The sequence below is a fragment of the Paenibacillus pinistramenti genome, assembly GCF_005869875.1.
In the GTDB taxonomy this organism is placed as follows: domain Bacteria; phylum Bacillota; class Bacilli; order Paenibacillales; family Paenibacillaceae; genus Fontibacillus; species Fontibacillus pinistramenti.
In genome coordinates this window covers 22,372-44,494 of record NZ_VAWG01000024.1, presented here as the reverse complement: position 1 = coordinate 44,494, position 22,123 = coordinate 22,372, and the positions used below count along the sequence as shown (strand labels likewise).

Sequence of the window (22,123 nt, the reverse complement as noted above, 5' to 3'; positions counted from 1 at the left end):
CCAATTAGTAAGACCCCTTGAAGACGACGAGGTAGATAGGCTGGGGGTGGAAGTGCAGCAATGCATGGAGCTGACCAGTACTAATCGGTCGAGGGCTTATCCAAAAAGTACCCACCAAAGTGAAGAAAAAGCTGACGAAGCGGATTCCGAGTACTTTGGCGGGGCCCAGAAAGATACCCCAAAAAGTGACGTGAGGCTTCGAAGGTAATTCCGATTACTTTTCGGGGACCCCGGAACGGAGTAAGGGCTAATTCGTAGATGATTGTTTCGTATCCAGTTTTCAGGGAGCAAAGTTTAGCTTGTGTAATTCAAGCAATTACACTTAGTAAGACGAGCTTTCAGCATTTGGCGATGCTGTAACCTGAATGAAGCATTTACGTTGTAAATGCGCGTTTGGTGGCGATGGCGGAGGGGTTCCACACGTACCCATCCCGAACACGACCGTTAAGCCCTCCAGCGCCGATGGTACTTGGACCGCAGGGTCCTGGGAGAGTAGGACGCCGCCAAGCATTCCTTCTAGGAATACATATTTTTAATAAGGCCCGTTGGTCAAGGGGTTAAGACACCTCCCTTTCACGGAGGTAACAGGGGTTCGAATCCCCTACGGGTCACCATAATAACTCTTGGAACCGTGGTGTAGAGGCCTAACATGCCTGCCTGTCACGCAGGAGATCGCGGGTTCGAATCCCGTCGGTTCCGCCATTTATCTTATAAGTGGCATTTAAATTAAATATGCGGTCGTGGCGGAATTGGCAGACGCGCACGGTTCAGGTCCGTGTGGGCTAACCCCCGTGGAGGTTCGAGTCCTCTCGACCGCATATCTAATCTCGGGATGTAGCTCAGCTTGGTAGAGCACCTGGTTTGGGACCAGGGGGTCGCATGTTCGAATCGTGTCATCCCGACCATTTATAATTTGCGGGTGTAGTTCAATGGTAGAACTCCAGCCTTCCAAGCTGGTAGCGTGGGTTCGATTCCCATCACCCGCTCCAAATTAAAAAGTAGCTGAAACCCTTGTGCCGCAAGGGTTTTTTTCTTGCGAAAAATTCGTCACAGCCATGACTTCTTTTGTTTTATGGGGCAATTCATGGGGCAAATTTCTGCTGTTTTGGCTGCAGCCCCTCTAACCGGTCCGCAGCTTCGCGGCTGATGATCTCAGATTCATGCGTGTAAATATCTGCGGTCATACCGATCTTGGTGTGCCGCAGCCGCTCCTGGATCGTCTTAAGGTCTGCGCCGCTCTCGCGCAATAGCATGCCTGCTGTATGCCGTAAGTCGTGTAGTTTGACAGGAGGAAGGTTATGCGTAGCCATGAAGCGTCTCCAGGTTAGAGAGGGAGTATTAGGATAGTACATCACGCCACGACCGCCGTGGAAGATATACTGCTTGTCTCCGCCTTCCCAGTTCTTGCAGCTGAGCTTCTCCCCACTCCCGTTCATAACGCCGCAGCTCCTCCATGTACCATTTTGGCATGGCGACCCAGCCTTCTGATTCCTCTGTCTTTACTTCAGCTTCAATCTTATTTCCGTCTTCGTCAAAGGTGATTTGGTTCTCAATGTAGATCGCTCCTTGCTCATAATCCACGTTTGGCCACTCAACGGCCAATAACTCGCCCCGTCTAAAGCCGCCAAGCATCACCCCGGTGAAATACAGCCTCCAATGGGTAGGGAGGGCGTAGAACGCCGCCAAGAGCGTCTCAACCTCTTGTGAGTGGTGTAGTTCTTCTTGATTGTCTTCATGGCTTTTTTCTCTTTCTTGCCGATCGTCGGCCGCTGCACTCCGTCCATGGGGTTCTCTTTGATGACCTTCCAATCAGCTGCAGCATCAAACAGCTGCAGCATCAAAAATGCTCTTGGCTGCCTTATAAATGTTCAGCTTGGTATTGGTGGCCATCAGCTTCTCATCCTTCCGGATCAAGCCGGCGAAGAAGGTGACCAGGTGAAGAGGGCGGATCTGATCCAGGCGGACAACCCCGAACTCAGGCATGAGATAGGAATCAACATACCCCATGACATTACGGCGAGTATTATCACCCATGTGCTGATTGGCATAGCCTTTTTTCCATTGCGGAACGAAATCCTTAAAGCTTATCTTCTCGATTCGGCCCTGCACAGTTCCCAATTCGACTTCTTCTTCCCACTTCGCAAGCTCCAGTCTCAGCCAGGCTTGTGTTTTACGGACCGAACGTGCAAATGTCCTCCGGCACGGTTACAGACTTGCTCACGAGCTTTCTGGTTGCCTTGGTTGGGTTTGTGGCGCATAGCCGGTATTTGTTGCCGCCTAAATGTTCTGTGTAAGACATGATTTACTTCTTCTTTGCTAAATCTCGGATTAAGAAAAGTACCCCGGTTTCCTCTTGTTCCCCTAATACTTGACTGCCTGAGATAAATAATCTCGACCAATGCCGGTACGCGCTCGAGGACGACATGCCGCGCGGCGGTGTTAGCTTCAAGAAATAACGAGAGGAGGGGGCCTATGAGCACTCTGCAGGAAATACTGGACAACCTGGACGCCAACGCTCCGCTCAGCCAGCCGGAGATCATCCGGATCGAGACCAGCGCCTGGCTGGCATCCGAAGATAGGCGACTGATGCTGACCGGCAAGCGGTACTACCGCGTAAAGAATGACATCGTGGATCGCCGCCGGCTGACCATTGGCGACGATGGCCGGCTGGTTGAAGCGCATAACTTGGCTGATAACCGGATCCCGCACGGCTTTGTCCGAAAGCTGGTCGATCAGAAGACCGGCTATCTGCTCTCTCGGCCATTCGTGGCCAAGACGGAAGACGACGCCTATCAGAAGCTACTGGACGGCTATTTCGACAAGGGATTCCGCCGGATGTTAAAGAACCTGGGCAAGGACGCCATCAATTGCGGCAAGGCCTGGCTACAGGTCTACTACAACGAGGCAGGCGAGCTGTCCTTCATGCGGCTGCAGCCGGAGGAGTGCCTGCCGCTGTGGCGCGATTCGGCGCACACGGAGCTGGCTGCGTTCGTTCGGATCTACGACTTTGAGACCTATGTGGCCAAGAGCAAGCGGGTCGTTCGGCGGATCCAGTTCTGGGACGAATCCGGAATGAAGCTGTTCGAGGACGACGGTATGCTGAAGCTGATCGAAGAGACCAGTCACTTCTCGTATGTGGAGGGTGAGATGACGAAGCCTATGAATTGGGAGCGTCTGCCGTTCATTTGCTTCAAGTATAACGATGAGGAGCAGCCGTTGATTGACCTGATCAAGCAGCAGGTCGACGACTACGACCGCCGGAAATCGGACAATGCCAACAACCTGGAGGACTTGCCGAACAGCATTTACGTGGTCAAGAATTACAACGGCACGAGCGGCGGCGAGTTTCGGAAGAATATCGCAATGTACCGGGTGGCCTTTGTGGACGGCGAGGGGGGCGTCGATACGATCAGCATCACGATCGACACGGCTGCCTACCAGAACCATATGGAGGAGACCCGCAAAAACATCTACGAGTTCGGCCGCGGGGTCGACACGTAGCGGCAGGAGGTCGGGAACGCCTCCGGCATCGCGCTGAAATTCCTGTACGCCGATCTGGACATGGACATGTCCGACATGGAGTCCGAGTTCCAGGCGGCGCTCGAGCAGCTTCTATGGTTCGTCGATACCCATATCGCCAATACGGCGGGCACAGATTACAGCGACCAGGACGTCGAGTCCATTTTCAATCGTGACATTCTGATCAACGAGACAGAGGCTGTAACCAACGCCAAGAACAGTGTCGGCGTGATCTCCACCCGAACTATCGTAGCCAATCACCCATGGGTAAGCGACACAAACGCGGAGCTCAAGCAGATGGATCAGGAGCGGGACGAGGCAGCAGATTACGGCGGTTTACCGCCGGAAGGAGGCAGTGGCGATGCTCAGCAAGGAAACAATGCAGCAAGTGGATAAGCTGATTCAAACCGTTGCAGACTCAGCGCTTAGAGCCTACGAGGGAGGGAAGAGCGATCCTGCTACTATCGAGGCCCTGGCCAGCTTGATCAACGCGGCTCACGGGGAGCCGCCTGTGGATGGCAGCCCGTGTATCGGATTCATTGTGCCGAGTCCACCGGAGGATGAAGAATGAAGTCCGCAGAATATTGGGCAAAACGCATGGAGGAGTTGCAGGAGTCGCTGCTATCCAAAGGTGACGCCTACGCGGCCGATATGCGCAAAGAATACGATAAGGCGCTGGCCCGCATCACTGCCGACGTGGAGCGCTGGTACGGCCGCCTGGCAGCCAATAACGAGGTCAGTCTGGCCGATGCCAAGAAGCTGCTCAGCAAGTCCGAGCTGAAGGAATTCAAGTGGACCGTCGAGGAGTACATTGAGCGTGGCCGGGAGAACGCTATTGACCAGCGCTGGGCGAAAGAGCTGGAGAACGCCAGCGCCAAAACGCACATCAACCGGCTGGAGCAGATTCAGACACAGATCCGGAACGAGGTCGAGCAGCTGTCCGGTCGTCAGCAGAAGGGCGCCACCAAGGTACTCGGCGAAACGTACAAGGATGGCTATTACCATTCCATTTACGAGCTGGAAAAGGGTAAGGGTTTTGGCACCGGCTTCGCGAAGCTCGATGCCGGCCAGATCGACAAGACGCTGGCCAAGCCCTGGGCGCCGGACGGCAGCAACTTCAGCAGCCGGATCTGGGCGGACCGGACGAAGCTGGTGAATGAGCTGCAGACGACGCTGACGCAGAGCCTGATCAACGGCTCCACGTCGAACAAGCTCATTTCCGACTTTGCGAAGCGGATGGGCGTGGCCAAGAGCAACGCCGAGCGGCTGATTCTCACGGAGGCAGCTCATTTTGCGGGGCAGTCTCGCCTGGACGCCTACAAGGAGACCGGCGTGAAGGAATTTGAGTTCCTGGCCACACTGGACAAGCGGACCAGCGAGATCTGCCGGAGCATGGACGGCAATCGAATCAAGCTCGGCGATGCGCAGACCGGCGTCAACTACCCGCCGCTGCATGTCCGCTGCCGGTCAACGACGGTTCCGGTGGTAGAGGATGCCGAGCCGACCGGAGAGCGGGCCGCGCAGGATGATGACGGCAACTATTACACTGTTCCGGAGGATACGACCTACGCGGACTGGGCAGCCAAGCGGGCGCCGGAAGCCGTCAAGCCGGTTGAACCGGAGGTGCCGGAGGTTGTGGATCCGCCACTGCCTTCTCCGCTTGAACCGCCCGAAGCCGCCGACTCGGAGCCACCACCTTTCGCTCCTGCAGAGTCAATCAAGAAGGCTGAAGAAGCGGCCCTGAATGATTACGGCTTTGATCGCGTCGATTACACCGGCATGGACTTGGACAGCGCGAACAGCATCAACGAGGCGATCAGCAAGGCGCTAACAGAGTTCCCAGCCATAAAGGGCTTTGCGAAGACCATTCAGGCGGTTGATACAGATGAATTCGTAGCACAGGCATCTTTGGGATACGCTGAGGGTATACTTCAAGCCGAACTTAAGGTCTCTTCTCACTATTACAATTCAACGGACATTGATGATATAATCAGGGCATCGGTAGACGCCCAGCACTGGCCGGCAGGTTCCAATAAGCAGTCCATCTTCATCCATGAGTTCGGGCATTTATTGGAGTACGCGCATGCACTAAAACTGTTTGAAGGCTGGACCGGAATCCCGATGAGTGAGGACGACATCCAGATCGCTTTCATGCGAATCAATCGCGGAATATTTTCAGCAGGTATCCTGCAGGAGGCCTTGAGGAATCTTGGTCTGGACCATACGCCAGAAGTGATTAAGCGGGAATTGAGCAATTACGCAAACACGAATACGAAAGAAGTATTGGCCGAAGCGGTTGCGGAGGCCGTAGGAAGCGATAGTCCCCGGCGCCTGGCTTCGGAGATTCTCAAAATCCTAAAACAAAAACTGAAGGAGGTCGAGTTATGACCCAGCCCATTGTGCCACTAGTATTATTGCCGTGGATTGAATTTGGTGAGAACACCGTACGTCTTAAGGCAGAGGCTCCGGATGATGTGCAGCCAGCATTCGACAAGTTCAAGTCAAGATTCGATAAATTAATACAGGATCAGGAACTGAAGCTATAGGCACTCAAGCAAACCGCGAGGGTGCCTTTTTCATGCCGTCTTTTTGGTATTGCAGACGTTAAAGAACAAGACATCACCGGACGCGACCGGGATACCAAGCGAAGATGAAACGGAGGAATCTGTTATGAATAAAGAGCAGTTTATCGCACTGGGGCTGTCTGAAGACCTGGCCACGAAGGCCGCCGCTGCATCGGCCGACGAGCTGAAGAGCTTTGTGCCAAAGGCGCGCTTCGACGAGATCAACACGGCCAAGAAAAGCGCGGAGGATACCCTGAAGGACCGTGACAAGCAGCTGGAGGACCTGAAGAAGTCCGCCGGCGACAACGAGACGCTGAAGAAGCAGATCGAGACGCTGCAGGGCGAGAACAAGGCCACTAAAGAGCAGTATGAAGCCAAGGTCAAGGACCTGCAGCTGACGACAGCCATCAAGCTGGCGCTGGCCGGTCAGGCGCATGACCCGGACATTGTGGCGGGGCTCTTGGACAAATCGAAGATTGAGCTGGACGACAGCGGCGCCGTGAAGGGCGGGCTGGACGACCAAGTGAAGGCCCTGCGTGAGAGCAAGGGCTTTTTGTTTGCGCAGAAAGAAGAGGCCAAGCCGACGTTCAAGGGTGCCAAGCCGCCGGAGGGCGGCGGTGCCGGAGGAAGCGGCGGAGAAGCCAGTGTTGGCGCAAGCTTTGCAAAAGCGGCAAATGAAGGCGGTAAAGCCCCCGCAGCCGCACCGAATCCCTGGGGCTAAGAAAGGAGCATAACACATGGTTTACGTGAAAAGAACAAGCGTCTCGCAGCCGAATTTTTTGGCCAGCCAGAAATATGTGAGCTTTACCTACCAAATCAGCGACAGCGGCGTGACGGCGGACTCTAAGGGCCGCAAGATTGTTCCCGCGGGCACGGTATGGCCAGCCAACGACGCTACGGCCGTCGGGATCCTGCTGAATGACATTGACGTGACGAGCGGTCCGCAGCCTGGCGCAGTCATGGTTGAGGGCTGGGTCCTGCAAGCTCGTCTGCCAGTAGTACCTGTGGCTGCGGCTATTACGGCACTGGCCGGCAAGATCAAATTCAAGACGGTCGTTTAAGGCCGAAGAGGGAGGATAAAATCATATGGCTACTGTATTGGAATTGTTTACTCAGAAAGAAATTTTGAATTATCTGCAGAACCATGAGTACCCGGCGCTGCTTGGCGAGACGCTTTTCCCGGAAGTGAAAAAGCAATCCCTGGAATTTGACGCCATCGTCGGTGCCAGCCGGATCCCGGTCATTGCATCGGTCCATGGTTTTGACACGGAATCCGAAATCGGCACGCGCGAAGCCAGCAAGATGGCCCTGGAGCTGGCGCTGATCAAGCGGAAGCTGCGTATGGGTGAGCGTGAGATCATCGCACTGGAGAGCCCGCGGACCGATGCGGAGCAGCAGTACCTGATGGGCCAAGTCTACAACGATATCGACGTGTTGGTCGCCGGCGTGCGCGCCCGCGTCGAAGCCATGCGGATGGAGGTGCTGGCGAGCGGTACCGTTACGCTGGCTGAAAACAACCTTTCCGCGACAATTGATTACGGTGTACCGGCGGATCATAAGGTCGTGCTGAGCGGCACAAGCCTGTGGTCGGATGCTTCTGCCGATCCAATTGCTGCGCTGATGACCTGGGTCAATGCTTTGGACGTTCGTCCGACGCGTGCCCTGACGTCCTCTAAAGTGCTGGGGACACTGGTCAAGCATCCGAAAGTGGTCGGCGCCCTGTACGGCGTCAACGGCAGCAGCCGAATGGCATCCCGTGCGGAGCTGAATGCCTACTTGCAGCAGCTGGATCTGCCGCAGATTGCGGTCTACGACGGCAAATACAAGAAGCAGCTGGCCAACGGCACCTTTACAACTGCCCATTATTTTCCGGAGAACAAAATCGCGCTCTTCGGCGACGGCACGCTCGGCGAAACGATCTACGGCCCGACAGCTGAGGAAATCCGCCTGACTCGTGACCCATCCATTCAGACGCAGTCCGTTGGCAATGTGCTGGCTATGGTGTACGAGGAAGGAACTGATCCGGTCAGCACCTGGACGAAGGCTGTTGCTACGGCTCTGCCGAGCTTTCCGGAAGCCGATAACGTCTTCCAGGCGACCGTAATTTAAGGAGGGATGACCTGTGATAGTTGAAGTCAACAATATTCCAATCGAACACGACGGGACGCTCTATGAAAAAGGGGCGTCCTTTTCGCTGCCTGCTGATCAGCATGAACGCTTAAAGGACTATGTCACTGTGCTGGAAGAGAACGACGAGCTGGCGGACAAGTCGGTTGAAGACATGACGGTGGCTGAGCTCAAGGCTTACGCTGCCGAGCATCAGATCGACCTGGGCGACGCCGCGAAGAAAGAAGACATTCTGGCCAAGATTAAGGCGGTCCAGTAAGGAGGGATCGTCGTGACGCTTGAAGACGAGGTACTGGAGCTGATCCGGCAGCGGATGGGGTTGTCGAGCACAGCGCTTGATGGTCTTATTCGCTCCTATATGGATGAGATCAGGCAGCGGAAGTATTGAATGCAAACCTGGAAACAGTAATAGAGAAGCTCTGTTAGCTTTGGCTGACGGGGTTTCTCTTTGAATGAATAATTTAGGCGGCTGCCAAAGAAGCAGGCCTGAGTCTCAATGACTTCATCCTGACGGCTATAGAAGAGAAGATTGAGCGAGACGCTAAAAAGACCACCGAGGAATAATCCTTGGTGGTCATTCTTTGTTCTATATAGCTTCTATTTACTGCGGATGGGTAGCATAGGTATCTATAGGCCATCTTGAAAATTTAAAGTTGCCTAGTTTACTGGGTTTTTATTATCATGGGTTAACGACGACATGTACGGATGCCAGCTTTCCAAGCTGGTAGCGTGGGTTCGATTCCCATCACCCGCTCCAAATTAGTAAACTTAAACTCTTGTTTATCAAGAGTTTTTTTGTTTTTTTAAATATTTCTTTGGTGGTTTATTAAATCAAGTACGGCAGCCCAAATGTGTCCTTTGGTAAGGTCTTCGTAAAGAGGACTATAGTGTATTGTTGTAGATAGTGTTTTGTTAAAGCTCGCTGTCAAGATGTATATGAAACTGTAAAGTAAACCTGCAAGTCATGGAAAGGTTCCAGTTTTGTATAGCAGGCGGAATTTCATGTTTCGTTCTGGAGCATAGTCAGAAAGGCTAAAGAAGGGCTAAGGATTGACGCCTGCCCGTTGCTATTTGGAGTATTTGGAGATACTGTACTCTGAATGAAACAGTTATTGACTCGTTAGAATATGAGGCCCTCCGTAGTGGAGGGACGAAACGATTCTGTATTTTGAGAGAAGTATGCAATAGCAGCGTAAATTGAGATCAGCGTAAATTGAGATCAACGTTCAGCAAAGGCTGCGCTACAGCTTTGTTTATGCCCTTTGCTCGTTATTAGCAGTGTCTAGCTCCAAATTCAATGACCAATGACCGAATATCATTCGAGCTCGTAAAGGCAATGATTTCTCTATGTCTTCTCTAAGTCTTTTTCTAAGCCCTTCTTTAGGCGCTGAATGCTGGTTATTCTTTGTAAAAATGACGGGTATGATACGTCTCAATTATCCGATGCCCCGCTATTTGGAAGAAAGACTTGCCGAACTGGAGAGAATTCGCACTTTATATAGTAATCTGCTACAAAAAAACTGCCCGCCATTGTTAATCACGCTTAACAATGACGGGCTAGTTTAAGTTAGCTTCTTCTTATAAGAGCTTAGGCCTTAGCAGATTGCTGACGAGAGATTAGGAACAGTACGATCCAGATAAGCATAAAGCCAATCAGCTGCGGAAGCTTAATAACTTCATGATAGAGTGCCCAGTTCATCAGTACGCTTACCATAGGAAAACTCAGCTCGGCGAGTGTTGCTACTGAAGCTTTGGTAGTGATCAGTCCCTTATAGTAAAGGAGAAGGCTGAACAAACCCGGCAGCACAGCCTGCAGAACAATGTTGATGGTAATTCCGCCGATTACGCCTGCGTCCGAAGGGATGTTCCAGCTAGCGTGTGAGGTCATTGAGATTACAATCAACAGCGGCAAAGCTAGAATAAAACGAAGTGACGTAACGGCTTCGTATTCCATCTTTCCAACCATAATTCGGCCCATGACGGTTGAGCCGCCCCACAATACTGCGGCACCCAGAGAAAGCAAGCTGGCCGTCTGAGCAAATTCGTTCATGTGCCCAAAAGGAACACTGAAGCCAAAAGTTAAGAAATAGGTGCCAAGCAGTGCTAATACTAAAAGGCCGCCGAATTTTTTGGGGAAAGATTCTTTCAGCAGTAAGCGGGCCAACAGAATAGCGAAAATCGGCTGCAGCTTTTGGAGCAGGAGAACCGAGTTATAATTGGTAGCTGAAGCTAGTGCCTGAGTGAACAAAATAGTAGCAATCGCAGAACCGCCCCAAGAAAGGAACAGCAGGGCGCCGACATGCCGGGCTTTTAATCCGCGCAGCTCGGTCCGGTGCTTCCAAAGGATAGGAGCCGAGAACAGGAATAAAATGATATGTTCCAGCAGCACGATTTGTGAGGAGCTCAAATATTTTGAGAGCATGATCCGGAAAATAGGGTCGACACCCCACAGCGCCGCGCCGATGACTACGAGCCAAAACCCGCTTTTTACCCGTTGCTTGGGCATTGGTAAAGCTTGATTAATACTGTTCATGATAGCCTCCTGCGGATCTTAAAAAGGAAACCCCCGACCGTCAGTATCGACAATCGGGGGTGATCAAATAAACATGATGGTCATGGCAAAGAAGCCGAGCAAAACATGCTTATTGATGATCTTCTTCCATCCGGACTTTACCGTCGGCCTTGGAATTACACCAAGTCAGTCGCTGCAGGCCAAAAGCAAGCAGCGAGTCGCGGGCTGAGCTCAGAGAGCATCACCGCCGGTTAGGAATTTCACCTTACCCCGAAGATCCTAATAAATTTTGTTATATTGTTTAATTCAAGAATACACAAAAATAAGAAATGAATATGTCAACTATATCATTGACACGACTTAATGCAAGCTTTTTTTACAATTCCTTGCCAATCCATTCGGCGAGCAGCTTTAAAGCTGCTTCATTGCGGCGGTAATAGGTCCATTGACCGCAGCGTTTGGCTTCCAGCAGTCCTGCTCTTTGCAGCAGAGATAAATATTGCGACGTGGTTGACTGAGATAGGCCGGCTTTGTCTTGAAGCGAGCCCACACAAATGCCGCCCCAGGAATCCTGATCTGCTGAATGTTCCGTTTGAGCCGGAAAATATTGCTCGGGATTTTTGAGCCATTGCAGCATTTGCAATCTTGTTTCATTTGACAATGCTTTAAATATCAATGTATAGTCCATAAAATTATTATATCGGTCTTTTTCGATATGTCAATTCAAAATCATCGGCTAATACATATGAAAGCACTGTAAGCGGATGAAAAAATGTGTTTTTTTCAGAAAAAATGGATTGACTTTTAGGTTGAAAAGAGTTTTAATATTTCGTGTACGAAATTTTAAAGAAGATAAATATTCGGGAAGGAAGGAAATATGTCTTTGGAACAAGGGAACCAACTTCACGAACTGGTTCACGGCTTTCGTGAATTAAAGAGAACCTTTCACCAGGTCGTATCCAAACAAGCTGAGAAGATGGGGATAACGGACATCCAGTTCTATGTCCTAGTCGAACTTCGAAAGCAGCCCGAAATCAGCATGTCTGACTTAGCCGTACATCTTCATTTAGGAAACAGTACTCTCAGCGGAATCATTGACAGGATGGAGAAAGCCGGACATGTCGAGCGGAAACGTTCGGATGTGGACCGGAGGTCTGTTACTTTGCATCTGACTGATGAAGGAAGGGAGATCGAAAAGGCAACAAACCTGTTATACCGGAAAGCAATGAGCAGGTTGAACGAAATTCCGTCCGAAGATATGACCCATTTAATAAGAACGTTTCGTTCTATTATAAATTTATTAGAAACAGAGAAAGAAGGAGAATAGAACACGATGAGTGCAACACAAACAAGTGGAGCTTCTGCTCCGGTTCTGAAAAAGGGCCCGATCGTCGCTGCGATTCTGATTGCAGCATTTGTAGCCTTGTTGAACCAAACCCTGATGAACGTAGCTTTGCCAAAAATGATGAACGATCTTGGTGTAGGGGCTACGACAATCCAGTGGCTGACTACCGGCTTTATGCTGGTCAACGGTGTGCTGGTGCCATTGAGCGCCTACTTGGTTCAGAAGTTTACGACCAGAGCGTTGTTCTTGACAGCTACCATTTTATTTTCAATTGGTACGTTTATATGTGCGATAGGAACTGACTTCTCAGTTATTATGGTCGGCCGTATTGTTCAGGCTTTAGGCGCCGGCATCCTGCTTCCGCTGATGAACGTCATTTTCCTGACGATCTTCCCAATTGAGAAACGCGGTCAAGCAATGGGTATGATGGGGATCGCAATGATCTTTGCCCCGGCAATCGGCCCTACTTTATCCGGCTGGGTGATTGAACATAACTCCTGGCATGTCCTGTTCTGGATTATCCTTCCGCTGGGATTGATTTCGGTTCTTCTGGGCTTCTTGTTCATGAAAAATGTTTTGCCGAACTCGAAACCTAAACTTGAGTACTTATCCGTAATTCTTTCTACTCTGGGCTTCGGCGGAATTTTGTACGGCTTTAGTGAAGCCGGAAGCAAAGGATGGGATTCCACAGAGGTTATTGTCAGCATCGTTGTTGGTGCGGTAGCACTGGTCTTGTTTGTATGGCGCCAGTTTATGGCAGAGACACCGCTTCTGGAAATGCGTGTGTTTAAATACAATATGTATTCCCTGACTACAGTAATTAACGTTGTCGTTACCATGGCAATGTATGCAGGTATGATTCTCTTGCCGATCTACCTTCAAAATATCCGCGGTTTCTCGCCGCTCGAATCCGGTCTGCTGCTTCTGCCAGGTTCAATTTTGATGGGGATCATGTCTCCGGTTACCGGTATTATTTTTGATAAAATCGGCGCTAGATGGCTGGTTGTAATCGGCTTGATTATTACTACTCTTACTACTTACGAATTTAGTGACTTGACTGTAAACACTACTTACGGTCACCTGATCTTTGTATATACCGCCCGCATGTTCGGTATGTCCATGGTCATGATGCCGGTGCAAACGGCTGGTCTTAACCAGCTGCCTGCCAAGATGAATGCGCATGGTGCGGCAATGTCCAATACACTGCGGACGATCGCCGGTGCGCTGGGAACTGCCTTCCTGGTTACAATTATGAACAACAGAGCTACTGACCGTGGAACTGAACTGGTTAAAGCCAGCGGTCTGAACCCGCAGGATCCTGCGAATGCACAAGCGATTGGCAAGCTGACCCAGGATGCAACGGTGTATGGTATCGACCAGGCGTTCATTGTAGCAACCTGGATTACCGTTGTAGCTTTGGTGCTTGCGTTCTTCATTAGAAAAGTGCAGGTGAACAAGGAATCTGCTCCTTTGGACAGCAAAACCGTGTCTGTGGCTTCAAAAGGCTAAGCTGCTCTAATAAGCAAAAGAATAGTAAAAGCAAACAGCCGGTTCAGGTAATTACCTGTGCCGGCTGTTTTTTGTATTCTTAACTGTTATTTAGACTGTTATTCAGACTATTATTTTATGGGATTGAAGTAGACCGGATACTTAGGACGTTACTTAGCTTGTTCAGCTTCAAGATAACTTTTGATAAATTTCAGGGTATTACCCGACAATTCGGTACCGCCCCGGATTCCGACGATCATATCCGTCTTGCCGATTGCCAAGCTTGAAGCGAGGGAGCTGTTCGATAGATCGATTCCATAAATATGAGAAGAGGTGTCTTCTTCGGTTGACTCCTTAACCACTTCATCACTGCTCAGCAGGGACTTAAGTTCTCCGTCAGCATAGCTGTCGAGGTTCTGGAGAGCTCCCCCTTGGGCAAGCCAAGCGAAGGAGGACTTATCCATGATATACAAATCAGGCTTCTCGGTCATAACGTCAATTTGTGCTTTCTGCTGAAGAGCCATTCCCATTTGGCCCGAACTTACTCCATCTCCGGGAAAATAGGATACTTTCGCTGTAATCCGCTTCCAATCCGAAAATGGCGCCAGCAGTGACTGTTCCAGGGCTTCGTTCGAATCATCTCCTTCAGGAAGTACGAAATTTCCGACAAACATGACGGAGAGATCGGCCGGCGGCAGTTTGGCAAGCCGCTCCTGTTCCTGACGGTGACTGACATACATGGAGATTCCGATAATGAGCACAACTGCGGCAATCAGGGAGACTAGAATTTTAGTGCGGTGGAGACGGAGAAAATCATCGAGTTGTTCGGCCTGGCCGGCAAATCTTCCCCATTTTCCAAAACGCTCCTGGCGCTTCTGATCAATGACTTGTGAATCTTCATAATTGATGATATAGCGGTAAGCCTGGTTAATCTTCTCAAACGGGTCTTCTGCATCCGGATCGGCTGTACGGCCGCGCGAGCGAAATTTCCGCACATACAGATCGTATTTCTTATTCACTTCTTCCCTTGGGGCTCCTTCTTCCAGTCCAAGGGTTTCGTAGGCATTTCTCAACTCATCCATAACTAATACGCTCTCTCCTCTGTTTGATTGTTATAAAAATATGAAGTTGCCGTTTTGGATAAGCTGACGGCTTTACCATTTCCCCCGCTAGTATTATGATAAACAATTAGGAATACGTTTACAAACTTGCAGATTGCAGAGGAGGTTTTATTGAATGTGCGTGTTTGAAAATAACTCAAAGGTCCTCTTTATCGGGGACAGTGTTACGGATTGCGGAAGGAATTATGAGGACCCGGACAGCTTGGGCTCCGGCTATGCTTTTGCGGCTGCTTCAGAATTGGGGAGGGCTTATCCCGAGAAACAAATATCTTTTATGAACAAAGGCATTAACGGGAACCGGGTTGCCGATCTGGAAGAAAGATGGAAGAGGGACTGCCTTGACGTACGGCCGGACTATGTCTCTATTCTGATCGGCATTAATGACACCTGGCGCCGTTATGACAATAATGAACCTACCTCTGCCGAAAGATATTATGAGGGTTACCGCAGTTTAATTCAGCAAGCGCTTACGCAAGGCGTAAAGGGATTTATTCTGCTTGAGCCGTTTGTAGTTCCTGTGACGGAGGAGCAAAAAGGCTGGTATGAGGATTTGAATCCCAAAATCCAAGCCGTCCGGGAGCTGGCCAAAGAATTTAACTCCTTGTACATACCGCTCGATGGCTTATTTAATGCGGCGAGCACCCGGACGGGAGCCGCTTACTGGGCCGCTGACGGCGTTCATCCAACTGCTGCAGGCCATGGTCTGATTGCAGATGCCTGGCTCAAAGCAGCAGGCGCAAAATAAGAAAGCGCAAAGAGCGGCAGAAATCAATTTGAACGGGTTCGAACTGTTTGCCGGAGGCGATTCCCCATGTTAATGAAAGCAGCTGTTAAGCCTCACAGGAGAAGCAAACCATCCATTCACCGAAATAATCTGTCTATTGCCAGCTGGGAAGGACTTCCTTCGGTTATTTTCCAGACTCTGCTGGGTGGACAATTTCTGACGGGCTTTCTGCTTTATTTGGGAGCTACCTCAGGTGAACTGGGCTTTGTTCTGGCGATCACGACCTTTGTGAACATCGCACAAATCGCGGTGGCGTTTCTTATTCAGCGTTTGAGAAGCCGGAGACGGCCGCTGATTATTTTTATCATCCTTCACCGGACCTTGTGGGGGACGACCGGGCTTGTTCCCTTTCTGTTTCCCAAAGAGTATTGGGTACCGGCATTTATCGTTCTCTACATGGTGACATGTGTATTTGGTACAATCAGCGGGATGCTGTGGAGCTCCGTTATCAGTGATTTGGTGCCCCAGCGGGTAAGAGGGCGGTACTTTGGCATCCGCAATACTTTGCTGAATGCGGCAGGGACAGTGATTCTTTTTGCCGGCGGAGTCTTATTGGATCATTATCCGCAACGTCAAGGGTTCTTGATCCTGTACATTGTGGTGTGGATATGTATAGCCGCTAATATTGCCATCTTTTTCTTTTATCCCGATATTCCTTTTGAGCGTTCGGATGAAACGAAGTTCTGGCCCATGCTGCAAAGACCGCTGAAGGATGCCTCCTTTATTCAGTCTACGGCATTTCTGGCAGGGTTTCTGTTTCTCCAGAACCTGGTTGTTCCCCTATACTCGTACATCATGCTTCAAAGGCTGAATCTGAGCTATCAAACGGTATCTCTGATGAACATTATGCAGACCTTGTCTATGATGGGCAGCTTCTACGTATGGGGGAATTTGAACGCCAAATTCAGCAACAAGAAGCTACTGTACTGGACACTGCCTCTTGTTGCGGCTTCCTGTTTATTGTGGGGAGCGCTTTCGGTATTTCCAACTCTGCTGGTCCTGCTGGCGGCCCATGCTTTCCTGGGAATCGGGATCGGCGGCTTTAACCAGCTTGCTTTTAACTTTATGATCGGGGATACGCCTAAGAAGGACCGCCCGATGTACATGGCCACCTATTCAGCTATTACGGGGATGGCGAGTTTCTTTGGCCCGCTGCTTGGAGGGAAGCTGCAGGAATGGCTTGGCGATGCACCGGACTGGGTCCAGGTATACGGGATGCAACTGGCAGTTGGAGCAGGAATGCTGGTGCTTGTTATAACTTTAGGAAAACGGATATTGCTCAGATGAAGAAAGAAAAAAAGGGGGAAGGGTCTAAAGGACTCTTCTGGCCCCCAAATACATGTCTTTCCAATGTTCTTTGTCAAGATTGGTGATCTGCACGCCAGGTGCGCCCCAAGTGTGAATAAACTGCCCGTTGCCGATGTAAATACCGACGTGTCCGGCTATGTTATCGTTCTTAAAGCGGCCAGGCACGGTGAAAAAGACAAGGTCGCCCTTTTCGAGCTCGGACTTTCTTACTGGGGTCCCGGTATGGGCCTGATCTTTGGCCAATCTCGGAAGGTTTACATTATACCGGCCAAAAACATATTGAGTGAAGGAAGAACAATCAAAGGTTCCTGTGTCTTTATAGTTGCCGGCACCAAAATCATATTTGGTTCCCATGAACGTCTTCGCATAGCTGATCAGCCTGTTAACATCAACATTGCTTTGAATATGAATCCGCGGCGTTTGGCCTGGGACGACTGAATCATGGGCAAGCCGGCCAGGAAAAGGAGCAAAAATAATCTCGTGCTTGGCGTTATTCCAGCCAACCTGGGTGCCGAGCAGATCACTCATCGCATTGCGGGTAAAGTAGAGATCCCCATTTCTTTCCTCCGGCGCATGGCTTAAAATAACAGGGTGGTTCATGGAAAGGGCGTGAGCCTGTCCGGGTTTGACCCTGTACAGCACATCGCTGAGCCCGATCAGGTATTCATCACCGCGGCGGACCATGTTCAGCCCAAGCTGCTTCGCGGCCAGGGACAGCGGAATCTGTTTCAGTGTTGTCTCACTGTCGTGATACCCCTGCTTGTTATCAAAGCTGAGCACACGGGGAGTGCCGGTTTGATTGGCTTGCGTCTTGTTTTGGGGATTCGAGTGGTTGCAGCCTGTCAGGGAGACGGCCAGAACCACTGCTAATCCAGCGGCAGGTAAGGAATTGGCCCATAAGGGTAATTTCATTAAGCGGTCCTCCGGTTTCTGCATGTAAATAACTACACCAGAAGTGTGTGATGGTTCGCCGGATTTTATGTAAGAGCAGAATACAAAAAATGAGCTGAAAAGGAGAATAAAACATGAGCCAATATCAGGCCTATGAAGGTAATTTTCAGGGGGAGAAGGCAGTCTGGCTTAAGGCGGGCAAATATGAAGCTGTGATGCTCCCGGAAACGGGCGGCAATCTGATTGCCTTTAGAGACAATGAGAACGGGTATAAATTTCTCAGAGAGCCGGAAGAAGGGGCAATTGAGGATTTTAAAGCTGCTCCTGGTGTGTATGGCATTCCGGTGCTGTTCCCGCCAAACCGTTATGAAGATGGAAAATTCCCATGGAATGGAGAGGTCATTCAGCTTCCCGTCAATGAAGAAGCGACAGGCAACCACCTGCACGGGTTTCTGCACACGGTTCCGTGGGAAGTGGAAGAATTCGGGACTACCAGCCAGGAAAGCTATGTAACGGTAAAAATCAAAGTGGACGAGAGCAGCAGCGTATACAGCTATTTTCCTTTTAAATTTACGGTCAAGCTTCGTTACGCACTCAGCAGTGATGGACTGTCCCAGCATGTAATCGTGAAAAATGAAGGGGAAGCCGCTATGCCGTGTCTGATTGCTTTCCACACAGCCGTTAATGCTCCTTTCTCCCGGGAAAGTGAAAGCACGGACTGCAAAGTGAAGCTGACGATCGGCGAGCGCTGGGAAATGTCGGAGCGCATGCTTCCAACCGGCAAGTATCAGGAATTATCCGGCTTCGACCAGGCTTTGAAAGGAGAAGGCGTTTATCCGTTTGCCGAGTCGATGGACAATCACTATACGGCAGTACCGCAGCAGGGACGCAGCCGGATGGAGCTGACGGATCACAAGCTGAACCTGACGCTCGTCTATGATGTCGGAACCTCCTATAAGCAGTGGATGATCTGGAACAATGGCGCGACTCCCGGCTTCTTCTGTCCGGAACCGCAGATGAACCTGGTTAACGCTCCAAATATCACGAACCTGCCTGCTGACGAAATAGGCTTGATCGGGCTTGAGCCTGGAGAGATTTGGGAAGAAACCGCCCGCTTCTATGTGAAATAAGCAAAAGAGTGAAATAAGCAAAAAGACGTTCTCTGCATAGAGGACGTCTTTCTTTCTCATGATAATGGAGTGAAGTGATGGAAGCAGCTGAGAGTGGTATGGGACCGAGGAGAATGAGAGCTGAAGAAAGCTCGTTAATGAGAGAGCTGCTTCTTGACGTGCCGCTGGAGCCATGGGGCGACAGTTAACGTCCGGGGATAAGATTCCTTATCTCCAAAGAAGAGCATCTGGTTCTCCAGCCCGCTGATCTTGTCTTTGTTGGCATAACACTGGTGAGCGACCCGGACAAAGCTTGGATGGTTCATCAGACTCAATTGTTCTTCGGCAGTTAACTTTCTCTTTATGGTATAGTTACGGCCGTGAAAGCTGACGAGTCCCTTGCTGCCGATCTTAAAGAAATAGGCGTCTTCTGCCGGCGAGAAATTCTCGAAAACATCCTTTTCCGGATATGCTACATTCATCTTTAGAATCCCCCTTCAGAAAGATGTGTTGTTAGCGCTTACAATTATAGCATATTCCATAGGCGGAGATAAGGTGTTTTGAAAATTTTTATAAGGAAATCTGTGTTTTGGCGAAAAAGTTCTGCAGTGCAAACGAGGCTGCGCCAAGCACGCCTGAATCCAGATGCAGCCTGGAAATTTCAAGGCTTACTCTGGCATAGTGAAACGAAAGGGATCTTTCCTTCACCGTATCGTACAGGCTTTTTGCGATCCAGGGCTCCGTAAGGGCGATCCTGTTGCCGATGATTACGCGCTCGGGATTAAACAGATTGATCAGGTTAGAGATCCCGATGCCAAGATGATGGCCGGCGCTGTTCATTATCTCCAAAATGTCCGGATCTCCCTGCTCGGCAAGTCCGATCAACTCTTCAAGCGTTACGGGTCCGTGTCCGGTTAAGGCTTGTACGCTCTCAAGGCTGGAGGCAGCTGACAGCAGGGCATTCTCGGAAGCATACAGCTCCCAGCACCCTTTGTTGCCGCAGGAGCAGTCCGCGCCGTCGAGCTTGATAGAGAAATGTCCGGCCTCGCCCGCAAAGCCCGACGACCCTCTATATAAGTGGCCGCCCATAATAATGCCTGTGCCGATCCCGTGGCTGACGCTGATATAGAGAAGGTTCTGTGTATCCTGGACAGCACCGAATTTATGTTCTCCGACGGCTCCGGCATTGGCTTCATTATCAATCACGACAGGTAATTGAAGCTCGTCCATCAGCATCTGCTGCAGCGGAACGTTCGACCAGTGCAGGTTGGGGGCAAACAGGACACTGCCCTGCTCATCCACGATACCCGGAACGCCGACGCCGACGCCGACCACACCGTATGGGCTCTCCGGCGCGCGCGCTGAAAGCTCTCTGACGGATCGGGCAATTATGCTGCTGACATGCTGAGGTTCGGCTGAGCTCAGCTTAAAGAAGCAGCGGTCCTTGATAGCGCCTTTGAGGTCGGTCAGAACAGCCGAAACCGAATCAATCCGAACGTCAATTCCAATCGCGTAGCCGGCCTGATCGTTAAACAGCAGCATGAGAGGCTTGCGGCCTCCGCTGGATTCACCTGGTCCCATTTCATGAACCAGATGTTCGTCGATCAGCTCGTTGACGAGACTGGAGACGGTAGTTTTATTCAGGCCGGTGGATTCCGAAACCTTAGCTCTGGAAATAGGCGAGCGGGCGCGGATGGTGTCCAGCACGATGGATTTATTTATTTTCTTGACCAGGAACAGGTCTCCGGTTTGCTTCACAACAATCCCCCCGAATAGAATGATAGATAACATTGAGGCCGGTTAACCCAAAGAGGGGGCCAAGCGGGCAACCAAGTTTATAATAGAAAGTTTTCATAGTAAGCAATAAAGCTATAGTAAGTGTAAAGCGGGAGTAAATTTTTTTCAATTACTTTGTTTATCCAATAGACAAACTAAGAAAGCTGTATTATGATAATAGACGAAAACAGTTCATCATATCTAGGAGGTTTTTTGAAATGAGTCATTTTTCTGATATTAATGAAATCGCTTACGAAGGAGCATCCTCCAAGAATCCGCTTGCGTTCAAACATTATAACCCTAAAGAAGTAGTAGCAGGCAAAACGATGGAAGAGCATCTGCGCTTCGCAACCGCTTATTGGCATACTTTTGTTGCTGACGGTACTGATATGTTTGGCCGCGGCACCGCGCTTCGTCCTTGGGAAAGCTACAGCGGACTTGATCAAGCCAAATTCCGTGTAGAAGCTTCCTTCGAATTTTATGAAAAATTGGGCGTTCCATTCTTCTGCTTCCACGACGTAGACATTGCACCAGAAGCTGAAACGCTTCAGGAAACAAATAAAAATCTGGATGTCATCGTTGCGATGATGAAGGATTACATGAAGACAAGCAAAACCAAACTGCTTTGGAATACAGCTAACATGTTCAGCAACCCGCGTTACACTCACGGTGCCGGTACATCCAGCAATGCTGTCGTTTATGCGCGCGCTGCTGCACAAGTGAAAAAAGGTCTGGAAGTCGGCAAAGAGCTTGGTGCACAAAACTATGTATTCTGGGGCGGCCGCGAAGGATACGAAACTCTGCTTAACACAGATATGAAGTTTGAACTGGATAATCTGGCTCGTCTGTATCGTATGGCTATCGACTATGCTAAAGAAATCGGCTTTGATGCTCAATTCCTGATCGAACCAAAACCAAAAGAGCCAACAAAGCACCAATACGATTTTGATGCGGCTACTACACTGTCCTTCCTGCAGACTTATGGACTGAAAGATCATTTCAAACTGAATCTTGAAGCTAACCATGCTACACTCGCTGGACATACGTTTGAACATGAAATTCGTGTAGCCCGTGATAACGGTGTACTGGGTTCCCTTGATGCGAACCAAGGCGACGTACTGCTCGGCTGGGATACAGATGAATTCCCTTATGACCTGTACACAACTACATTGACTATGTACGAAGTATTGCAAAACGGCGGTTTGGGCAAAGGCGGCGTAAACTTCGACGCGAAAGTACGCCGGGGTTCTTTCGAGCCGGTTGACCTGTTCTATGCTCATATTGCTGGTATGGATGCTTACGCTAAAGGTCTGAAGGTTGCTGCTAAGATGATCGAAGACCGTTACTTCGAAAATATCGTTGAAGACCGGTACTCCAGCTTCAAGAGTGAACTGGGCGAATCTATCGTTTCTGGTAAGGCTACATTGAAATCGCTGGAAGAGTACGCTCTTCAGAACAACCCTGAAAATAACAAATCCGGCCGTCTGGAATTGATTCGCGCTACCATCAACCAATACATCCTTGGAGATCTGTAAGCCGTTAAGAGGTCGCTCTAAGGCTTGCAATGCAAAGGAGAACA

At 50.2% G+C, this 22,123-nt stretch carries 22 protein-coding genes, 5 tRNA genes, 2 rRNA genes, 1 pseudogene and 1 riboswitch; of the genes and pseudogenes, 21 read left to right on the top strand and 9 right to left on the bottom strand.

What is annotated here, in order from left to right:
• The 7 genes from FCN15_RS17965 to FCN15_RS17935 form a co-directional block, all read left to right on the top strand.
• Positions 1–104 (top strand): 23S ribosomal RNA (locus FCN15_RS17965); the annotation flags it as partial.
• Between the two features lie 288 nt (positions 105–392).
• Positions 393–509, top strand: a 5S ribosomal RNA gene (gene rrf / locus FCN15_RS17960).
• Positions 510–539: 30 nt separating this feature from the next.
• A tRNA-Glu gene (locus FCN15_RS17955) sits at positions 540–614 on the top strand.
• 11 nt (positions 615–625) lie between these two features.
• Positions 626–702: transfer RNA gene (locus FCN15_RS17950), tRNA-Asp, on the top strand.
• Between the two features lie 32 nt (positions 703–734).
• Positions 735–818 (top strand) — tRNA-Leu (locus FCN15_RS17945).
• A gap of 10 nt (positions 819–828) precedes the next feature.
• A tRNA-Pro gene (locus FCN15_RS17940) sits at positions 829–905 on the top strand.
• 10 nt (positions 906–915) lie between these two features.
• A tRNA-Gly gene (locus FCN15_RS17935) sits at positions 916–989 on the top strand.
• A 93-nt stretch (positions 990–1,082) separates the two neighbouring features.
• Here the strand turns inward: FCN15_RS17935 and FCN15_RS17930 are convergent.
• The 3 genes from FCN15_RS17930 to FCN15_RS17920 are packed head-to-tail and all read right to left on the bottom strand — an operon-like array spanning position 1,083 to position 2,109.
• Positions 1,083–1,352 carry a tyrosine-type recombinase/integrase gene (locus FCN15_RS17930; protein ID WP_162515402.1) on the bottom strand — a complete coding sequence of 90 codons (270 nt, stop codon included), beginning with the start codon at positions 1,350–1,352 and terminating at the stop codon, positions 1,083–1,085.
• A complete protein-coding gene (locus FCN15_RS17925; protein WP_138496347.1) occupies positions 1,339–1,809 on the bottom strand; it encodes a site-specific integrase in 471 nt (156 codons plus the stop codon). Before FCN15_RS17925 ends, FCN15_RS17930 begins: the two co-directional genes overlap by 14 nt.
• Positions 1,810–1,821: 12 nt before the next feature.
• Positions 1,822–2,109: a tyrosine-type recombinase/integrase gene (locus FCN15_RS17920; protein WP_238996742.1), complete on the bottom strand. Its 288-nt coding sequence runs from the start codon at positions 2,107–2,109 to the stop codon at positions 1,822–1,824.
• Positions 2,110–2,472: 363 nt separating this feature from the next.
• Here FCN15_RS17920 and FCN15_RS19550 point away from each other — a divergent pair.
• The 8 genes and pseudogenes from FCN15_RS19550 to FCN15_RS17885 all read left to right on the top strand — a co-directional run bounded on the left by FCN15_RS19550 (position 2,473) and on the right by FCN15_RS17885 (position 8,469).
• Positions 2,473–3,915 (top strand): annotated as a pseudogene (locus FCN15_RS19550) (phage portal protein).
• The gene (locus FCN15_RS17910; RefSeq protein ID WP_162515400.1) at positions 3,899–4,090 is read left to right on the top strand and encodes a hypothetical protein; all 192 of its coding nucleotides are present in this window, start codon (positions 3,899–3,901) and stop codon (positions 4,088–4,090) included. The pseudogene FCN15_RS19550 and the gene FCN15_RS17910 overlap by 17 nt, the downstream one beginning before the upstream one ends.
• Positions 4,087–5,907, top strand: a complete 1,821-nt coding sequence (locus FCN15_RS17905; RefSeq protein ID WP_138496344.1) for a minor capsid protein — start codon at positions 4,087–4,089, stop codon at positions 5,905–5,907. The genes FCN15_RS17910 and FCN15_RS17905 overlap by 4 nt, the downstream gene beginning before the upstream one ends.
• The gene (locus FCN15_RS19230; protein WP_162515399.1) at positions 5,904–6,065 is read left to right on the top strand and encodes a hypothetical protein; all 162 of its coding nucleotides are present in this window, start codon (positions 5,904–5,906) and stop codon (positions 6,063–6,065) included. The genes FCN15_RS17905 and FCN15_RS19230 overlap by 4 nt, the downstream gene beginning before the upstream one ends.
• Before the next feature lie 124 nt (positions 6,066–6,189).
• Positions 6,190–6,804 carry a phage scaffolding protein gene (locus tag FCN15_RS17900; RefSeq protein WP_138496343.1) on the top strand — a complete coding sequence of 205 codons (615 nt, stop codon included), beginning with the start codon at positions 6,190–6,192 and terminating at the stop codon, positions 6,802–6,804.
• A 16-nt stretch (positions 6,805–6,820) separates the two neighbouring features.
• Positions 6,821–7,144, top strand: a complete 324-nt coding sequence (locus tag FCN15_RS17895) for a hypothetical protein (protein ID WP_138496342.1) — start codon at positions 6,821–6,823, stop codon at positions 7,142–7,144.
• A gap of 25 nt (positions 7,145–7,169) precedes the next feature.
• A complete protein-coding gene (locus tag FCN15_RS17890; RefSeq protein WP_138496341.1) occupies positions 7,170–8,192 on the top strand; it encodes a major capsid protein in 1,023 nt (340 codons plus the stop codon).
• A gap of 13 nt (positions 8,193–8,205) precedes the next feature.
• On the top strand, positions 8,206–8,469 hold the full coding sequence (locus FCN15_RS17885) for a hypothetical protein (protein ID WP_138496340.1): 264 nt from the start codon (positions 8,206–8,208) through the stop codon (positions 8,467–8,469).
• Positions 8,470–9,798: 1,329 nt separating this feature from the next.
• Here FCN15_RS17885 and FCN15_RS17880 read toward each other — a convergent pair.
• Together FCN15_RS17880 and FCN15_RS17875 are read right to left on the bottom strand one after the other, a co-directional pair.
• Positions 9,799–10,743: a DMT family transporter gene (locus FCN15_RS17880; RefSeq protein WP_138496339.1), complete on the bottom strand. Its 945-nt coding sequence runs from the start codon at positions 10,741–10,743 to the stop codon at positions 9,799–9,801.
• Between the two features lie 114 nt (positions 10,744–10,857).
• Positions 10,858–11,004, bottom strand: a riboswitch (FMN riboswitch).
• Between the two features lie 94 nt (positions 11,005–11,098).
• Positions 11,099–11,410 (bottom strand): ArsR/SmtB family transcription factor, encoded by a 312-nt coding sequence (locus tag FCN15_RS17875; RefSeq protein WP_138496338.1) that lies wholly within the window; start codon positions 11,408–11,410, stop codon positions 11,099–11,101.
• A gap of 189 nt (positions 11,411–11,599) precedes the next feature.
• Between FCN15_RS17875 and FCN15_RS17870 the strand changes: the two genes are divergently transcribed.
• Together FCN15_RS17870 and FCN15_RS17865 are read left to right on the top strand one after the other, a co-directional pair.
• Positions 11,600–12,049 (top strand): MarR family winged helix-turn-helix transcriptional regulator, encoded by a 450-nt coding sequence (locus FCN15_RS17870; protein WP_138496337.1) that lies wholly within the window; start codon positions 11,600–11,602, stop codon positions 12,047–12,049.
• Between the two features lie 6 nt (positions 12,050–12,055).
• On the top strand, positions 12,056–13,576 hold the full coding sequence (locus tag FCN15_RS17865; protein WP_138496336.1) for a DHA2 family efflux MFS transporter permease subunit: 1,521 nt from the start codon (positions 12,056–12,058) through the stop codon (positions 13,574–13,576).
• A gap of 149 nt (positions 13,577–13,725) precedes the next feature.
• Here the strand turns inward: FCN15_RS17865 and FCN15_RS17860 are convergent, their stop codons facing one another.
• Positions 13,726–14,637, bottom strand: coding sequence for a J domain-containing protein (locus FCN15_RS17860; RefSeq protein ID WP_138496335.1), 912 nt, complete (start codon positions 14,635–14,637; stop codon positions 13,726–13,728).
• Between the two features lie 154 nt (positions 14,638–14,791).
• Between FCN15_RS17860 and FCN15_RS17855 the strand changes: the two genes are divergently transcribed.
• Complete coding sequence (locus FCN15_RS17855) at positions 14,792–15,421, top strand: SGNH/GDSL hydrolase family protein (protein WP_138496334.1); 630 nt, start codon at positions 14,792–14,794, stop codon at positions 15,419–15,421.
• 72 nt (positions 15,422–15,493) lie between these two features.
• On the top strand, positions 15,494–16,747 hold the full coding sequence (locus FCN15_RS17850; protein WP_138496350.1) for an MFS transporter: 1,254 nt from the start codon (positions 15,494–15,496) through the stop codon (positions 16,745–16,747).
• Positions 16,748–16,771: 24 nt separating this feature from the next.
• On the opposite strand, the gene FCN15_RS17845 is transcribed toward FCN15_RS17850, so the two are convergent.
• Complete coding sequence (locus FCN15_RS17845; protein ID WP_162515398.1) at positions 16,772–17,680, bottom strand: C40 family peptidase; 909 nt, start codon at positions 17,678–17,680, stop codon at positions 16,772–16,774.
• A gap of 113 nt (positions 17,681–17,793) precedes the next feature.
• Between FCN15_RS17845 and FCN15_RS17840 the strand changes: the two genes are divergently transcribed.
• Positions 17,794–18,789: an aldose 1-epimerase gene (locus tag FCN15_RS17840; RefSeq protein WP_138496332.1), complete on the top strand. Its 996-nt coding sequence runs from the start codon at positions 17,794–17,796 to the stop codon at positions 18,787–18,789.
• Positions 18,790–18,923: 134 nt separating this feature from the next.
• On the opposite strand, the gene FCN15_RS17835 is transcribed toward FCN15_RS17840, so the two are convergent.
• Positions 18,924–19,250 carry a LytTR family transcriptional regulator gene (locus FCN15_RS17835; protein ID WP_138496331.1) on the bottom strand — a complete coding sequence of 109 codons (327 nt, stop codon included), beginning with the start codon at positions 19,248–19,250 and terminating at the stop codon, positions 18,924–18,926.
• An 88-nt stretch (positions 19,251–19,338) separates the two neighbouring features.
• A complete protein-coding gene (locus tag FCN15_RS17830) occupies positions 19,339–20,526 on the bottom strand; it encodes an ROK family protein (protein WP_238996741.1) in 1,188 nt (395 codons plus the stop codon).
• A gap of 236 nt (positions 20,527–20,762) precedes the next feature.
• Between FCN15_RS17830 and xylA the strand changes: the two genes are divergently transcribed.
• Positions 20,763–22,079: a xylose isomerase gene (gene xylA / locus FCN15_RS17825; protein WP_138496329.1), complete on the top strand. Its 1,317-nt coding sequence runs from the start codon at positions 20,763–20,765 to the stop codon at positions 22,077–22,079.
• The last annotated feature ends 44 nt before the right edge of the window (positions 22,080–22,123 follow it).

Bases quoted from the DNA above. Each gene is read 5' to 3' on its own strand.
- FCN15_RS17930 (WP_162515402.1), bottom strand. From the start codon at position 1,352: ATGTACTATCCTAATACTCCCTCTCTAACCTGGAGACGCTTCATGGCT.
- FCN15_RS17910 (WP_162515400.1), top strand. From the start codon at position 3,899: ATGCAGCAAGTGGATAAGCTGATTCAAACCGTTGCAGACTCAGCGCTT.
- FCN15_RS17905 (WP_138496344.1), top strand. From the start codon at position 4,087: ATGAAGTCCGCAGAATATTGGGCAAAACGCATGGAGGAGTTGCAGGAG.
- FCN15_RS19230 (WP_162515399.1), top strand. From the start codon at position 5,904: ATGACCCAGCCCATTGTGCCACTAGTATTATTGCCGTGGATTGAATTT.
- FCN15_RS17900 (WP_138496343.1), top strand. From the start codon at position 6,190: ATGAATAAAGAGCAGTTTATCGCACTGGGGCTGTCTGAAGACCTGGCC.
- FCN15_RS17895 (WP_138496342.1), top strand. From the start codon at position 6,821: ATGGTTTACGTGAAAAGAACAAGCGTCTCGCAGCCGAATTTTTTGGCC.
- FCN15_RS17890 (WP_138496341.1), top strand. From the start codon at position 7,170: ATGGCTACTGTATTGGAATTGTTTACTCAGAAAGAAATTTTGAATTAT.
- FCN15_RS17880 (WP_138496339.1), bottom strand. From the start codon at position 10,743: ATGAACAGTATTAATCAAGCTTTACCAATGCCCAAGCAACGGGTAAAA.
- FCN15_RS17875 (WP_138496338.1), bottom strand. From the start codon at position 11,410: ATGGACTATACATTGATATTTAAAGCATTGTCAAATGAAACAAGATTG.
- FCN15_RS17870 (WP_138496337.1), top strand. From the start codon at position 11,600: ATGTCTTTGGAACAAGGGAACCAACTTCACGAACTGGTTCACGGCTTT.
- FCN15_RS17865 (WP_138496336.1), top strand. From the start codon at position 12,056: ATGAGTGCAACACAAACAAGTGGAGCTTCTGCTCCGGTTCTGAAAAAG.
- FCN15_RS17860 (WP_138496335.1), bottom strand. From the start codon at position 14,637: ATGGATGAGTTGAGAAATGCCTACGAAACCCTTGGACTGGAAGAAGGA.
- FCN15_RS17855 (WP_138496334.1), top strand. From the start codon at position 14,792: ATGTGCGTGTTTGAAAATAACTCAAAGGTCCTCTTTATCGGGGACAGT.
- FCN15_RS17850 (WP_138496350.1), top strand. From the start codon at position 15,494: ATGAAAGCAGCTGTTAAGCCTCACAGGAGAAGCAAACCATCCATTCAC.
- FCN15_RS17845 (WP_162515398.1), bottom strand. From the start codon at position 17,680: ATGAAATTACCCTTATGGGCCAATTCCTTACCTGCCGCTGGATTAGCA.
- FCN15_RS17840 (WP_138496332.1), top strand. From the start codon at position 17,794: ATGAGCCAATATCAGGCCTATGAAGGTAATTTTCAGGGGGAGAAGGCA.
- FCN15_RS17835 (WP_138496331.1), bottom strand. From the start codon at position 19,250: ATGAATGTAGCATATCCGGAAAAGGATGTTTTCGAGAATTTCTCGCCG.
- xylA (WP_138496329.1), top strand. From the start codon at position 20,763: ATGAGTCATTTTTCTGATATTAATGAAATCGCTTACGAAGGAGCATCC.